Raw genomic sequence first — 15,343 nt, 5'->3', positions numbered from 1 at the left:
TCTAAAATTTATTCTTGGAGGTACCTTAATTATGAATGAAGAATACGCATACGCAGCAGATAGTGATATGAGACAGTTTGGACGGCCTGGATTTGGTTTTGGCCGGCCAGGGTTCGGGTTCGGACGGCCCGGATTCGGATTCGGACGGCCTGGATTCGGATTCGGATTCGGACGGCCGGGTTTTGGTTTTGGCCGGCCTTGGTTTGGCGGGTTCGGACGGCCGTTTGGTTTTTACGGCGGACCGTTTGTCGGAGGGCTTGTCGGGGGACTTGTCGGAAGCGCTTTGTTCAATCCGTATTTGTACGGAGGTTACGGCTACCCTTACTATCCGTACGGAGGTTATCCGTATTACTACTAAGACAATCAAAAAGGGCTCCTTTCAGGGGCCTTTTTATATAGGCCGAATGTCTTGACTTGCCGGGTAAAGTTCGGATATTATTTTATTTTACTGCCTTAAACAAAAGGCATGAAGATGATGATGAGAGGGGGATTGGATATGATTCTGGGTTATATCTTCCTCACAATTGCTATTTTATCAGAGTCAATGGGTGCGGCCATGCTGAAGGTCTCCCGCGGATTTACGCGGTTTGTGCCGAGCGCGCTTGTAGTGGCTGGCTATTCATTGGCCTTTTATATGCTTTCACTGACACTGAATCTTATTCCGCTCAGCTTATCCTATGCTACATGGAGCGGGGCCGGAACGGTGCTTGCGTCCATTATCGGAGCGAAGTGGTTTCAGGAAAAACTGGACAAGCAGGCCGTCATCGGACTCTTTTTCTTATTGGCCGGTGTCATTTTGATGAATTGGTAGAAAGGAGAGGCATGCTGATGAAAGGATTACTTTGCTTGGCATTAGCCATTGTATCAGAAGTGTTCGGGAGCACGATGCTGAAGCTGTCGGACGGTTTTACGCACCTGTGGCCCGCTCTCGGCGTCATTGCCGGAATCGGAGCCTCTTTTATGTTTTTGAGCTTCTCACTGAAAAGCCTTGATTTATCCACCGCATACGCGACATGGTCAGGTGTCGGCACGGCTTTAACTGCAATCGTCGGCTTTATTGTTTTTAACGAAGCCATGACGATCAAAATGATGATCGGTCTTGTGTTGGTCATCACGGGCGTCATCCTGCTCAACCGTTCCAAATCTCAAAAAACGAAAAAAAATCAAACGGCCCGGAGCTGACCGTTTGAATTCGTCATGCGCGGGCGGCTTTTACTTCAACCTCAAGCTCCATCTCCACGTTTCCCTGAACCGCTCGTGAAATCATACACGACGATTCCGCTTTTTGCGCTAACTTCCTGGCCAGTGCAAAATCCGTTTCGTTTGCATCCGGCTTTAATAATATAAACGGGCGGTGAATGATTTTTTGATACGTGAACACACCGTTTGTTACATCTACAATTCCTTCAGATTCCATATGTAAATCTTCTTTATCCAGACCGCTTCTTTCCATCATTGCCGCAAGCGTTATAATATAACAGGTCGCGGCCGCTCCAAGCAGCATCTCATCAGGATTTGTGCCTTCTCCCGGACCGTCCATTTCCTTAGGAATGGACACAGCCGTTTCCAGCCGGCCGCTTTTAATATCGCCGACGTCATTCCGATTTCCGGGCCAATTTGCTTTTAAATAAAAATGATGTTTTGCCAAGGGACCATCCTCCTTTTTTTCAAGTTTACTCATCTTTCACTGGTTTGTCTTATGATAAGCTCATGAATACTCTTGATTGATCACTCTTTTTATCGTACGGACAAACCGGTAAAATTCGTCTGTTTTTGTGAATTCTCTTTCACGGTAGTCGAAATTATCAAAAAACGCTTCCCGCTGTTCTCTGCTGATCTCAAGCTGTATGCTCAGACCTGTTTGCGCCTGATTATTGATATTTTCTGTGTCAACCCCGGCCAGACCGGTTTTTGAGGTTGCCAATTCTGCAGGAAATCCATTTCGTTTGAAAGCTCTCACCAATTTTTCCGCCCGCTTCCGGTCGCTTCCTCCGACAAGGGTATTTTTCTCGTCGCCTTTATAACCGTGAACTGCGATCACATAATGGTGCTGCTTAATGCTTTCGACTGCTAAAGGCTCATCGAACTTGGTGCTCGTAATATGAAGAGTCTGGTTATCATGCGCTTTTAATCCCTCAAACAGGTAGGTTGAATAATCATCTCTGAAAGAGCGGACGATCTCGCTCACCCCGCCCTCAATTCTCCCTCCGTGCGGCGACATGATCAATACAGGGCTCCCCTCTCGCTTATTGTACGATATATGATAATCATCGGGGTCTTCATGTTCAGCCAGATCTTTAAAATCTGTGTATGTATCTGAAGAATTCGAGGGATCAGGGTCTGACGCATAGTGAGCACATCTTATTAGTAAGACCATTGCTACGATAATGATGACATTAAGTATAATTCTTTTCATCAGCTCTCCTTCTTTGCTCCTTTCTGAAAAATGAGATATTCATTATTTGGATTTTTGTCAATAGGTCTTATCTTAACATTCTATTAACATTATCATCAGTGAAAAACTTCCCGGTTTCGAAAAATCAATGGATGGTCACGGTTCAAGCGCTCAAATGCCGGGCATCAGTGAAAAAAGGTTGAGAGAGGCAAAAAAAAAGGGAGGAATGCCCGAATTTTCAGGGGCGGGAGATTCACAGCCGGAAACAGATGGCATCAAGAATACGCTTTTAAAAATGAATATCCGTCTCCCGAAGCAAATGCGCAGGACAGAATGGAGCCCGTCAAAAAAGTTCTCATCTGCTTTTTTGTACAGCAAAATGCCGTTACAGCCCGCTCATCCCCTTTTTTAATAATAATGGTCCGTTTTGAAATGGAGCCGTCTTTTTTCATATATATAATATCAATCGGAAGCTGCTTTTCCAAGGAATGTCTCAATATTATGTTCATGTATATACCTCCTTCTGTCGGTTCCATTATAAGCGAACAAACGTTCTTTTTCAAATGAAAAAGCCGCAAGTAACCAACTCTCAGAAAGGACAAACAAACGGACCGAATATACTGCCTGTTCATATGGTATAGAGAGAATCGCCAGAATGGGAGGAAAAGTATATATGTTTGGTTACTCAATGGTACAAATGGTTCGGTCAAATGCTCATAAGCTGGACGGGCCGCTCAGAGAAAATGTATTACAGTTATATAAACCTTTCAAATGGACGCCTTGCTTTCTCCATCGTTTTTTCGAAAAAAAGGTGAAAAACAGAAAGAAAATGTCAGTCATCATTGAATTCGAGGAAGGCTGCCATGAATCCGGGTTTCACAGCACAGGCCAGGTCCTGTCAAATGAAAAACGCTGCACGATCAAAAAGCAGTTTCACACAATCAATTGCTGCAGCGCTGAAGTCACCCCGGCCGCCCTTCACATGCTTCTTTCTCAATGCCGGGATATCCGTAAAGTCTATTTAAACCGGGAAGTAAAAGCACTTCTCGATACGGCAGCCGAATCATCACATGCAAAAGAAGTGACCCGAAACGGCACCGTATTAACAGGAAAAGGCGTAACCGTTGCCGTCATTGATACCGGAATCTATCAGCACCCCGATTTAAAAGGAAGAATTACCGGATTTGCAGACTTTGTGAATCAAAGGACGGAACCGTATGATGACAACGGCCACGGCACCCATTGCGCCGGTGATATCGCGAGCAGCGGCGCATCGTCTTCCGGAAAATATCAGGGACCCGCGCCTGAAGCCAATCTGATCGGTGTCAAAGTTTTAAACAAAACAGGCTCGGGAACCTTGGCTGATATCATTGAAGGTGTGGAATGGTGCATACAATATAATAAAAAACACACTGACAATCCGATCCGGATCATCAGCATGTCACTGGGCGGAGAAGCGCTCAGATATGACAAAGAAACGGACGATCCGCTCGTCAAGGCCGTTGAAGAAGCATGGAACGCAGGAATCGTCGTCTGCGTCGCCGCCGGCAATTCCGGTCCGGAAGCTCAAACGATTTCAAGCCCCGGCGTCAGTGAGAAGGTCATCACGGTAGGCGCCTATGATGACAATGATACGGCCGCGAATGAAGACGATACGGCTGCTTCTTTCTCAAGCCGCGGCCCGACGGTGTACGGAAAAGAAAAGCCTGATATTCTCGCGCCCGGAGTCGATATCGTGTCCCTTCGTTCACCTCGTTCATACCTTGACAAATTACAAAAATCAAATCGTGTAGGGTCGTTGTATTTCAGTCTGTCGGGCACGTCGATGGCCACTCCGATCTGTGCGGGCATTGCCGCTTTAATCCTCCAGCAGAACCCGCAGCTTACGCCTGACGAAGTGAAAACACTGATCAAGGAAAGTCCGGATAAATGGACAAATGAAGATCCGAACATTTACGGAGCGGGTGCAGTGAACGCCGAAAACGCCGTGCCGAAAGAATAATCTTTATATGATGAGTAAACGGGGCCGTCTGCACCGGAAGATGACCCCGTTTTTAGTAAACAATTATAATGAAGAAACTAGTAACTCTTCAAAACCGGCTGTCAGAAAAAAAGATTAAGCGGAGCAGTGTATTTCTAAAAAAATAGGGAATAAGTATGGTGTAGATAAAAGGAGGAATATCAATGGCACTTACAAACACCGAACTGTCAGAATGGCTGCAAAAGCAGATCGGACAAACGCTTGATATCAGAAAAGGAGAGCTGACAGACAGCCGGAACGAGATTTCTGATATGGACCAGATCATGCTTCACCTTGATGATGTTCTCGTCCGCCGGACAAATCATCCCGATGACTATGTAGCTGACGAAGAACTCGTCCTAAAAGGACACGGCACAACCTATACGGAGGAAGGAAATGTCCCGCTCCCTCAAGATGCGTATGAAATCCCTTTGCTCGGCGAGATTACCATCCAAAAAGAGCAAGACGGATTAAAGGTACATACAGATCGGGCCGTTTATACAATCGGGACCCGAAAAGAGCAATAAAACGAAAAAAACGCCGTGAATCAGCGGCGTTTTTTTATTGTTTTTTTTCTTCCGAGTAACCGTGGAACATTGTAAATGCGCAAAGCATAATACCTAAAATAATGATAATCGGGAGCCAGATCACGGCGAATTTATAATTCGGTTCGGCAAATGCGCCGATAACCGCCCCAAAGCAATACAGCACCAAGGCAAGCGCGCGCAATACCGCATCTCTCGTAAACTGCTTCCGCTTGTCCGCTTTGTAAAACCTTGCGGTGAGATCTTCAAAAAAATTAGCAAGCGTCCCCGTTAATACAGTCGTGGAAATCCCGGCTACACCAAGTTTTCGCGCGGCTGTTGTCTGCATTCCCATTGCGAAGCTGAGCAGCATAATCAGCACATAAACAGAAATGGATTCTGCAAAAAAGCAGGAGAACAGAGCAAACAAAAGCAAAACAGCCCCTTCAATGATCAATGCGGCAGTGACCGCAGGGGGCCAGAATGATTTCTGTTTATTGCCGACAAGCCAAGCCGCGGCAATAACGCCTGCAATAAATCCGATTAACGAGGTTAAAGATTTGAGTACGGCAAGATGCCATGAGTTGCCGATCGCCATGCCGAACAAAACGATGTTCCCCGTCATGTTGGCGGTAAAGATGTGTCCTAAACTTAAATAACCGATCACATCCACAATTCCCGCAGTTAAACAAAGAAGCAAAAGTGCAATATTTCGGTATGTAGTCACCGTCAATGTGATCCAATCCTTTCTCATGCTGAGTCCAACATATAAGTTTACTCTTCGCCATTTCATATGTCCAGCCGGTACGCCGCCTTTTCATAGCATAAAAAAAACTCCGGCGCGCCGGAGAAGATTACTGAACGATAAATAATACTTTCGTGCCGTCGGAATACCTGCTCATTTGATTTCCGACCCATGAGCCGGCCCCGCGATTGTCCGAAGGGGTTACATATCTGATATCAGCTCCAGCCCCGCCTTCTGTACAGACCGCCATCGGCCATTCATCACGGTCAAATCCGGGCTTTGTCGGAATTCCTTTCAATGATTCTTTCCTTCTATCCTCAGCTCCGCCGCGATCAATTGTACAAATGTCAGAGTGCCCTGCCGAAATGGCGTCTTTTATATGATTTCCCGTCTCCGGATATTTTAACAGCGGGAAATAAAGCACCTGATCGTATCTGGACGCGGCTCGGGCAGTATTCTCCGAAAGAGTGCCGGCGCTCATAAAGCTGAACTGAAGAGAGATCACCAAAAGCAGACTTGCCGCCCATTTCATAAACGCAGTCATTCACAGCCTCCTTAAGAAGTTGATATGAAGCGTAAATATGTATATTAGCCGGATTCGGCACACATGATGAATTGGTAAAAAAAGTTTGCTGTTTTGGTGATAACCAACGAAAATGACGGCTTTACGGTTTTTCTATTGAACAAGCTTCTGATTCCTTATATATTTTAGACATACTTATGCGCCGTTGTAATCAGTGTCTTCAGCGGATAAAAGGAGGAATGCCGATCGGCCGGCAGGCACCGGCAGTTTGTTATGTCTTAAGTCTTTCTTAAAAACATGAAGGCGGGGAAATCACGATGGAAAAAATAATGTTTCATCCACACTCATCCGAGTTTCACGAAAACCCTTTTGCGGTTTTAAGCACATTCAGAGAGCAGGATCCCATACATAAATTCGAACTGCAGCGTTTCGGAGGCACCTTTCCGGCTTGGCTCATCACGCGTTATGATGATTGTATGGCGTTTTTAAAGGACAGCAGAATTACGAGAGATGTAAAACGGGTCATGCCGAAAGAGCTGATCGCAAAGCTGAATGTCAGTGAAGATATCGATTTTGTATCAGAGCATATGCTGGCAAAGGACCCGCCGGATCATTCACGCCTGCGGTCTTTGGTGCATCAGGGGTTCACTCCCCGGATGATTGAGCAGCTTCGCACCGGGATAGAACGGATTACAGAAGAGCTGCTGGATGAAATGGAAACAAAAACAGATCCTGATATCATGAGAGATTTCGCCGCTCCGCTTCCGTTTATCGTCATTTCAGAGCTGCTCGGAATTCCGAAAGAGGACCGCGCCTCATTTCAGGTGTGGACAAACGCGATGGTCGACACGTCAGAAAGCGGACGAGAAGCGACCAATCAGGCGCTCAGAGAGTTTAAACAATATATGAAAACACTGATCGAAGAAAAAAGAATACATCCGGGTGAAGACTTGACGAGCAAGCTGATTTACGCAGAAGAGGACGGCCAAAAGCTGAGTGAATCAGAGCTTTATTCCATGCTGTTTTTGTTAGTTGTTGCCGGACTTGAAACAACGGTTAACCTTCTCGGCTCCGGCACACTGGCGCTTCTTTTGCACAAAGACCAGCTGGAGAAGATAAAGCGGCAGCCTGAAACTATCCAGATGGCGGTCGAAGAGCTTTTGCGTTATACCTCTCCCGTCATCATGATGGCGAATCGCTGGGCGATTGAAGATTTCACCTATAAAGATGTTTCCATTAAAAAAGGCGATATGATATTTATCGGCATCGGTTCAGCCAATCGGGACCCGGAATATTTCGATGATCCTGATACATTAAATATAGCGAGAACACCGAATCGCCATATCTCTTTCGGCTTCGGCATTCATTTCTGTCTCGGAGCTCCGCTCGCCCGGATGGAAGCATCCATTGCCTTTACAGCGCTTTTAAAACGGTTTCCGAATATAGAGCTGAAGGGAGCGCCTGAGGATTTATCATGGAGAAAGAATGTGTTTTTAAGAGGGCTTGAAGCACTGCCTGTCAGATTATAATATCCGCCCCCATATTTGGGGGTTTTTAAATATCTTATTAACAGGAAACAACAAATTACTATGAAAATTTAGTACATAGTAAATTTAGTTCTCATTAGTCAAAAAGAGCTGCCGGATTGCTCCGGCAGCTCTTTCTATATTACCGTTTTACCAACTCATTTGTTTCGTCCAGCTTTTTTCTGAAAGAATTAAGGAAATTGGCGCTTATTGTTCCTTTATTTGCGTACAGTTTTTCACAGAATGCCTTAATGGCGTTTTGCGGCTTTGATTCCGACAGCATTGTAACATGATTAGAAGAATGAACATCCAGCAGGTGAAATTGTTTTATCTGCCGTTCCCATTCCTCCCAATACGCCTCATGGTCTAACAGGTTTTGTTCTTCCGCTGCTGTCAGATAACGTTCAAGATCTCCGAGGAACAAGCCGCTTTTATTACGGAAATAGTAGCACTGCAGCGTTTCCGGATGCGGCAGCGGCTTCATATCATACTCTTCCATTCCGTAAGCAAGCTGCGTCTTCATCATTTGCTCCATCTGAATCCGGATCGCTTCTTCCGGTTTTGGCAGTCCGCGCTCTTTGGCAAGGCTGATCAATTCATTCAATACAGCCTCTTCCCCAGCCTGCACGTTAATGTCTTCCCTGCTGATTAATGCGTCTTCAGGATTTTCAGGCTTGAGATATGCCGTAAGCATCGTATTGATCGTTTGCAGCATGACTGACTTGACAGATGGTTTTCTTTCTTTCCATTTTTCACTATACGGAGTATCAATCATGACGGCGCTTTTCACCGTATGACCTTCCTCCTGCAAGAGGCGCGCCGTTTCATATGCGAGCATTCCGCCCAAGGAATATCCGCCGAGGTCATAAGGGCCTTTCGGCTGTACCGCTTGAATGATTCTCGCATAAGAAGCGGCCATCTCTCCGATTCCTTGCAGCGGATCTTTCCCTGTCAAACCTCTTGCCTGAATGCCGTAAAAGGGACGCTGGCTTTTTTTGGCGAATGGCTGATACGCTTCGACGCCTCCCGTTCCTCCATGAAACCAGAAAACAGGACGTCCTGTTTCTCTTTCATTGAGCTTGACGAGTTCGGGAAATTTCCCTTCCCCATCCTGCGATTGGTTCGTTTTTAACAGCAAGCTGAGCTCCTGAAGAGTGCCGCAGTTCTGAAGAGCTTCCAGACTTACTCGGCAGTCTGTGTCTTCAAGTTTTTTCAGAAGCTGAATACAGGACATTGAATCGAAGCCGTATTCAGTCAGCGGCTTATTTGGGTCCATTTCCGCTGCGTCCATTCCTAAAATGTCAGCCACTATGTCAGCCGCGCCCCCGCGGCGGAGCTGTTGATTCTCTAGAATCGGTTCAAGGCTGATGTCTTCTGTCTGACTGCCGTTCCAATACTTATGTTTTTCAAAAGGATATGTCGGAAGCGGCACTCTTTGAACAGATTTGCCTTGGTGAAGTCTGTCCCACGGTATATCCGCACCTTTCACCCAGCAAAATGCAAGCTTTTCCAGATTGTTTTCAGCCAAAAGCGTCTCCGTGACGACTGTACCGAGCGTCCCTTCCAGTAAAATGCCGATGTCTCCTGCTCCAGTCTGCTGACTGCCGGTAAAGAAGCTTTTCACTCCATTGCTTTCTCCGGAAAATGCTCTGTAGTCTTTCAGCTTTTCCAGCAGTTCATCTTGATTGCGGGCAACAAATGCCAGGCGGCAATGCATCGCCTCGCGGCCGGTCTGGAGCGTATAAGCAATATCCCGCAGTGACGGAGTATGTTCAGCTTGTATGAAATCGGCCAGCTGACCTGCGGCCGCCTTAAGCCGGCCTTCGCTCTTAGCAGAAAGCACGATAAGCTGCGGTTCATGCACAGATTCTTTGTCTTTAGGGCTCGGGCTGTACTGTTCCAAAACGACATGCGCATTCATGCCGCCGAATCCATAGCTGTTAATTGCGGCCCTGCGCGGAATCGGACTGCCTGTACGGTCGGTAAGCTGTGTCCATTCTTGATTGTCTTCAGTGAATCGGAAGCGGCTTTGCTGATTGGTCATTTGCTCATTTGCGGCTGTGAAACCGGGAATCCCCGGGATGGTATGATGTTTCATGGCCATCGCCACTTTTATAAGGGCGGCCAGTCCGGAAGCGAGTTCGCCATGACCGATGCAAGGTTTCACGGTGCTGATGTAACAAGGCGCGCTTTCCTCCTCATTCGTAAAATCGCCGTAACCCGCTTGGATTGCATTGAACTCAAGCGCATCTGCCATTTCGGAGGCGATGCCGTGTGCTTCAATGTATGTGACGGTTTGCGGGTCAACATCGGTGTTTTCGTACGCTTTTTTCATCGCAGCCTTCATCCCCGCCGGATTCGGCGCGTGAAGCGACATGCCTTTACCGCCATGAGACACCCCGGTTCCTTTTATGACCATGTGAATATGATCGCCGTCTTCAATTGCCGCCTCAAGCGGTTTGATAATGATGACGCCCGCGCCTTCACTTCTGACAAAGCCATCGGCATCTTTTTGGAAAGATTTCGCCCGGCCGTTTTTGCTTAAATATCCCATTGAGTCAAAACCGATAAAGCCCTTCGGCGACTGCAGAATATTGGCGGCGCCCACGACAGCCTGCTCACATTCGTTATAACGGATTGATTGAACCGCCCTGTGCAAAGCCACTAGTGTTGACGTGCAGGCCGCCTCGTAATATTCACTCGGTCCTTGTAAATTCAAGGCATATGATATCCTGTTTGGGATAATGGACGGAATGGCTGTTCCATTGTTCGGGTCGCTATTACCCGCGGCAACGAAAACGCCCGTCGGTCTGCTTGATAACGTCTTACTCGTCAGGCCCGCATCCTCCATTGCCTTCCATGTATGCATCAAAAGCAGAAATTGCTCCGGCCCCATTTGTGAAGCCTCTTTAGGAGAAATTCCGAAAAAGAGCGGGTCAAATTCTCCGACACCGTCAATAAAACCGCCCCATTTGAGACCTGTGTCATCCTCATCATCGGCGTAACGGCGCCAGTCCCAGCGGTTCGCCGGAATTTCTGAAATACAGTGATCTCCGTTTACGATGTGCTCCCAAAAAGACTGGACATCCGGAGATTGCGGAAACTGGCCTGACATACCGATAATGGCGATTCCTTGTTTGATATTACCGTTATCACAAGGCGTATGCTGTTCCTTCGGCAAAGTGCGCTCTTCTGTTTCCGTGACCTTAGCCTCTTCTGAATGCTTATGATCGGCAAGCAATTGAGAAAACTTACTCTCATACGCTGAAGCGAAGTGGCGGGTCAGCTCTTCTGCCGTCGGGTACTCGAAAAACAATGTCGGATTCACATCGATTTCTGCCTCTTGGCCGATCTCTTTTGTCAGTCCGATCAGGCTCGCTGAATCAAGCCCCAATTCCATAATATTTACATCAGAACGCAGGGATGGCACAGGTTCACTCATCATTTTGGCAAGCTTGCCAAGGACATAGCTGCGGATATGATCTGTCAGACTGCCGGCAGAAACCAGATCCCCCGGGCTTTTAAGAGCCGTTCGGGCCGGCTGATTGATCTGTTTGGCTTCCGGACGGAACCGTTTCAGGGCATAGCCTTCATAACACATCACCACTTCAGATCGGCTGCTGATGACATCTGCGTTAAACAGGATCATTTCCCCTGTTTGTTTGGCCAGCTTGATGTGCAGCCAGCAATCATCTAGATCTGCCGGGCTGCTGAAGGTGACGGCATTAATGCCGAACGGTAGATAGCTTTCCGCATCGGCTTGGTCCAATAAAGACAGCGCGGCCAAGTAAGCACTGTTGGCGATTAACGGATTTATGGCGTAATGATGCGCTTGTTGTGAGCCGATATTACTCAGGTTCAGCTTTGCTAACACCGCATCAGTGCCTTTGTACAGGCGTGTGATCGTTTTAAATTCTTCTCCCCACACGACGGTTCCCGTGCCGTCGCCGTATAACTTATCTATCCCCGCTTCCCGGTAAGAACGCTGAATGGCCGCCAGATCCGCGTGCTGCTTCTGAAACGGATACGGACTGCACTCGGCATACGCCGCTATGCTCCAATCAGGAGACGTGCGGCTGCGGTACATCATGCTCAGTTCAAATGCATCCCCGTTTTGCTTCGATTCTGTTTTCAGCTCGATGCGATCGCCTTTTTTTACAGCAATGGGATTGACGTAATTCAGTTTTTTAATTTGTCCTCCTTCCGCTTCAGGAAAGAGATGATAAAACTGCTCGGCTGCCAGGCTTTTGTATGTAGCGCCGACGAGGACAGGTTCTCCGCTGAATTGATGCCCCTGCACATATGGATCATCATCACTGTATATCACCTGAACGCCGGCAGCGTTTTCTGATTCACCGAACTGAAAAGAAGTCCGGCGGTCAAAAGCATAAGCAGGCAGATGAACGGCGTGCTCTTGCTGCAACTGATCAAATGCGATATTCTCTCCTTTTTCCCATTGCCGCGCCCGATGGCCGACGGCAGAATCGGAGCGGCTCCGCCCCGGCTGATCCGCGCGGTAAGAGGCCAGCTCGTTCAGCAGTTCCTGTACGGAAGAAGCCGTAAATGCCGCCCGATACTCCGAATGATGCGTTCTTTTTTGCAGAGCGGATGCAATGGCGGCCGGATGAAGAGATGGCGTTTTTTCTAAAAAAGCCGCCAGCCTGTCAAGATAGGCTTCAAAACTCCATTTCGTTTTCGCTGACACGGGGAAAATATATTCCTCATTGCCGTGACGGTCATGATCGGAATTCGGACTGATATATTCTTCTACGATCAGGTTTGCATATGCCCCGCCTGCCCCGAAGGAATTGATCATGCTTCTCCGCGGGATGATGTCTCCCGTCTCGGCATCCTTCAGACGCTCCCAATACTCGGTTTTCTCCTGCAGATAAAAGGCCGTTTCTTCAAGCGAGATATTCGGATTTTGCGGTTTTGCGTTAATCGTCGGAACTAACGTTTCCCGCTCCATTTGCAGCAGCACTTTCGTGAGCTGGGACATACCGGAAGCCGCCTCTAAATGGCCGAGATTTGACTTGACGGATCCAAGCGCGCAAAAACGTTTTTTACCGGTATATTGCGAAAACGCGTTTGTCAGGGCAATGACCTCAATCGGATCTCCCAATACAGAGCCGTTTGCCGCTGATTCAACATAACTGATTGTTTCCGGATTGATTCCGGCTTTGCTGATGGAAGCCGCCATGAGCTTCGCCTGCTGTTTCGGATCCGGAGCCGTGTACATCTGCCGTCCGCCGCTATGGCACAATGCGCTGCTTTTAATGACGCCGTAAATATGATCGCTGTCTGCAACCGCTTTGGAGAGCGGCTTCAATAGCACTGCCCCGACCCCTTCTCCCGGCATCAGGCCTGTGCCGGTTCCGAAGCTTTTACTTTCACTTCCCTGTTCAAGCAAATTCGCCCGTTCAAGCGCATCATATTTAGACGGTTCAAGTGTGAGATTGACCCCTCCGGCAATCGCCATAGAACAGCTGTTAAGCTTCAGGCTCTCACAGGCGAGATGGATGGCGCTCAGTGAGCTGGAGCATGCGGTCGTAACGCCCATGCTCGGACCCGTTAAATTGAAAAAGTGAGAAATGCGGTTGGCGATATGCCAATCCCCTCCGTTAGAGCTGAGCGCGGCTTTTTCCAATGACGGGATATTCCAGAAATATTGATTGTACATACTGCCCATAAATACACCGATGCCGCTGTCTGATTCCTGCCATTTGTTTAATCTTTCTAACGAGTAGCCTCCATTCTCAAATGTTTCCCATACGGTTTCAAGGCTTAACCGGAGCTCAGGCGTCATCTCCATCACATGGTCTTCCTTAACGTCAAACAAGTGATGGTCAAAAGCGTCAATATGCTGCAGAAATCCGCCGTACCTTGTTTTGCGATCTTCTTTTCGTGTTTCTTTTGCCATTGTTTTCAGAAGACCGGATTTCCATCTGTTTTCCGGGGCTTCTGAGATACAGCTATCTCCGGCTTTTAAATGCTCCCACAGCTCATCGAGGGTTTCAGACTCCGGGTAGCGGCCGCTGATGCCGATAATGGCAATGTCGTCACGTTCAGATCGATCAGCGGCGGCGGTTTCTTTTTCTGGCTTTGGCGCGTCCGGCTCTTTTGGTTCAGTGATAAATCGCCGCGTTTCCGTGACGAGCGGCACCGGTTCAGCCATTACAGGTTCCCGATGCTCAGTTTCAGGAGGCGCTTCTTCAGCTCCAAATGCCTGTTGAAGCTTATCCGGGTAAGTTTCCAGCAAATACTCGGCAAGTTCTTTCGTATTCGTGTGTTCAAATAAGACCGTTTTCGGCAGCTCGCCCGTCAATGTTTCCAGTTCATGGATGAAATTCACCTGCAAAATGGAGTCAATGCCGTATTTTTCAAAGCTCGTTTCCGGCTGAATGCGCTCGGGAGCAAGCTTTATCGACTTGGCTAACGTTTCTTTTATGAATTGCACGGTCCGGTCTGTCACTGAGAAAGCCGGTTCTGTGAAATCAGCCGGCTCTTTGGAAGCTGCAGTTTCTTCAGCCGCCTGCGCATCCTGCTGTTTTTGCCTGATGACGCCGTCGCTTTCTGCCGCCACGATCTGCTGGCCGAGCTGATGTGACGGTTCCGCCATAAATGTAACGTACCGATATCCCTCGCTTTCCAGCACGGACTGCCACGCTTCAGGATACAGCCCCGGGCACCCGGGAATACGCAGTTCGGCGTCTTCATACAGCCACCAGCCTTCTAAAAGACCGAATGTCAGGTGAGAATAAACCGAATGGCTGCTGATCTCATTCAATAGCAAAATCCCATTCTTTTTAAGCACCGCTTTGGCATTGCGAAGCGTCTGGCGAATATTTTTTGTCGCGTGAAGCACATTTGCCGCAATCACCGCGTCATATGCGCCCGCCTCTACACCCTGTAAAGCCGGGGGCTCCTCCACGTTAAAGCGCTTATAAGTCAAATACGGATTGTCGGGGCCGTATTCTTTTTCAGCATGCATGAAAAAGGCCTTTGACAGATCGGTATAACAATATTCTTTTACATGATGTTTGTACTCTTTTAATCTTTTGAAAACGGTCGCGCTTGTCCCGCCCGTCCCCGCTCCGATCTCTAATATCCGGATTTCTGCATTCGGGTCTTCTTTAAGTCGTTCATCAATGAAAGCCGTCAATGTGTCAGCGAGCACTTCATTAAAGTAGTCTGCCGTTTCATTGTTTTTATAAATTCCTTCTACCAATTCCATTGAGGAATCAGGAAACAGAACATCAGTGGCAGAAACTCTGCCGGATAAAATATCCGGCAAAGCTCTGAGGGCTGTCTCCACTAAAGTGATCATCGCCTGTTTGCTGCTGTCCTTGAGTAAAGGAGCTTTCTTTTCATCCCATTCTTTCCACAGCACGTCCGCACGCTCTATCGGACCTGTTAACACATACGTACTGCCTGACTGTTTCAAAAAGCCTTTTTGCACCAAGATGGAGATGCTTTCTTCCAGCCACCTGCCGTAAAACCCCTGCAATACAGGCTGTGTCTCGTTTTCTGTAAAGAATCCGACAGATTTCAGCTGGCCTGCCAATAGTTTGTAAAGAAGATCTTCAGTGTTTTGCAAAGCCGTCCCCTCC

The 15,343-nt window shown here is 47.8% G+C and carries 12 protein-coding genes; 6 read left to right on the top strand and 6 right to left on the bottom strand.

From position 1 onward, the window contains the following. Nucleotides 1–31 precede the first annotated feature (31 nt). The 3 genes from AD710_RS16375 to erbB all read left to right on the top strand — a co-directional run bounded on the left by AD710_RS16375 (nt 32) and on the right by erbB (nt 1,182). Nucleotides 32–358 (top strand): hypothetical protein, encoded by a 327-nt coding sequence (locus AD710_RS16375; RefSeq protein WP_049628517.1) that lies wholly within the window; start codon nt 32–34, stop codon nt 356–358. Nucleotides 359–496: 138 nt separating this feature from the next. Continuing rightward, complete coding sequence (gene erbA / locus AD710_RS16370; RefSeq protein ID WP_016936028.1) at nt 497–811, top strand: SMR family multidrug efflux transporter EbrA; 315 nt, start codon at nt 497–499, stop codon at nt 809–811. A 17-nt stretch (nt 812–828) separates the two neighbouring features. Then, entirely contained in the window at nt 829–1,182 is a 354-nt protein-coding gene (gene erbB / locus AD710_RS16365) for an SMR family multidrug efflux transporter EbrB (protein ID WP_049628516.1), read from the top strand. A 13-nt stretch (nt 1,183–1,195) separates the two neighbouring features. Here the strand turns inward: erbB and AD710_RS16360 are convergent, their stop codons facing one another. The 3 genes from AD710_RS16360 to AD710_RS16350 all read right to left on the bottom strand — a co-directional run bounded on the left by AD710_RS16360 (nt 1,196) and on the right by AD710_RS16350 (nt 2,904). Next, nucleotides 1,196–1,648, bottom strand: a complete 453-nt coding sequence (locus AD710_RS16360; protein ID WP_016936030.1) for an OsmC family protein — start codon at nt 1,646–1,648, stop codon at nt 1,196–1,198. 60 nt (nt 1,649–1,708) lie between these two features. Beyond that, complete coding sequence (locus tag AD710_RS16355; RefSeq protein WP_045926688.1) at nt 1,709–2,416, bottom strand: poly-gamma-glutamate hydrolase family protein; 708 nt, start codon at nt 2,414–2,416, stop codon at nt 1,709–1,711. A 254-nt stretch (nt 2,417–2,670) separates the two neighbouring features. Beyond that, nucleotides 2,671–2,904, bottom strand: a complete 234-nt coding sequence (locus AD710_RS16350) for a hypothetical protein (protein WP_049628515.1) — start codon at nt 2,902–2,904, stop codon at nt 2,671–2,673. Between the two features lie 164 nt (nt 2,905–3,068). On the opposite strand from AD710_RS16350, the gene AD710_RS16345 reads away from it, so the two are divergent. Beyond that, nucleotides 3,069–4,397 carry a serine protease AprX gene (locus AD710_RS16345; protein WP_016936034.1) on the top strand — a complete coding sequence of 443 codons (1,329 nt, stop codon included), beginning with the start codon at nt 3,069–3,071 and terminating at the stop codon, nt 4,395–4,397. Nucleotides 4,398–4,579: 182 nt separating this feature from the next. Further along, on the top strand, nt 4,580–4,942 hold the full coding sequence (locus AD710_RS16340) for a protein YmzB (RefSeq protein ID WP_016936035.1): 363 nt from the start codon (nt 4,580–4,582) through the stop codon (nt 4,940–4,942). 34 nt (nt 4,943–4,976) lie between these two features. On the opposite strand, the gene AD710_RS16335 is transcribed toward AD710_RS16340, so the two are convergent. Further along, the gene (locus tag AD710_RS16335; protein ID WP_047474880.1) at nt 4,977–5,732 is read right to left on the bottom strand and encodes a YoaK family protein; all 756 of its coding nucleotides are present in this window, start codon (nt 5,730–5,732) and stop codon (nt 4,977–4,979) included. 61 nt (nt 5,733–5,793) lie between these two features. Further along, nucleotides 5,794–6,165: a NucA/NucB deoxyribonuclease domain-containing protein gene (locus tag AD710_RS16330; protein WP_231595085.1), complete on the bottom strand. Its 372-nt coding sequence runs from the start codon at nt 6,163–6,165 to the stop codon at nt 5,794–5,796. Nucleotides 6,166–6,524: 359 nt separating this feature from the next. Between AD710_RS16330 and AD710_RS16325 the strand changes: the two genes are divergently transcribed. Then, nucleotides 6,525–7,736 (top strand): cytochrome P450 family protein, encoded by a 1,212-nt coding sequence (locus AD710_RS16325; RefSeq protein WP_049628513.1) that lies wholly within the window; start codon nt 6,525–6,527, stop codon nt 7,734–7,736. A gap of 139 nt (nt 7,737–7,875) precedes the next feature. Here the strand turns inward: AD710_RS16325 and AD710_RS16320 are convergent, their stop codons facing one another. Beyond that, complete coding sequence (locus AD710_RS16320; RefSeq protein ID WP_049628512.1) at nt 7,876–15,330, bottom strand: beta-ketoacyl synthase N-terminal-like domain-containing protein; 7,455 nt, start codon at nt 15,328–15,330, stop codon at nt 7,876–7,878. Nucleotides 15,331–15,343: the final 13 nt, after the last annotated feature.

This window comes from Bacillus sp. JFL15 (genome assembly GCF_001184225.1).
In the GTDB taxonomy this organism is placed as follows: Bacteria; Bacillota; Bacilli; order Bacillales; family Bacillaceae; genus Bacillus; species Bacillus siamensis.
This window is presented reverse-complemented; position numbering and strand designations above follow the sequence as displayed.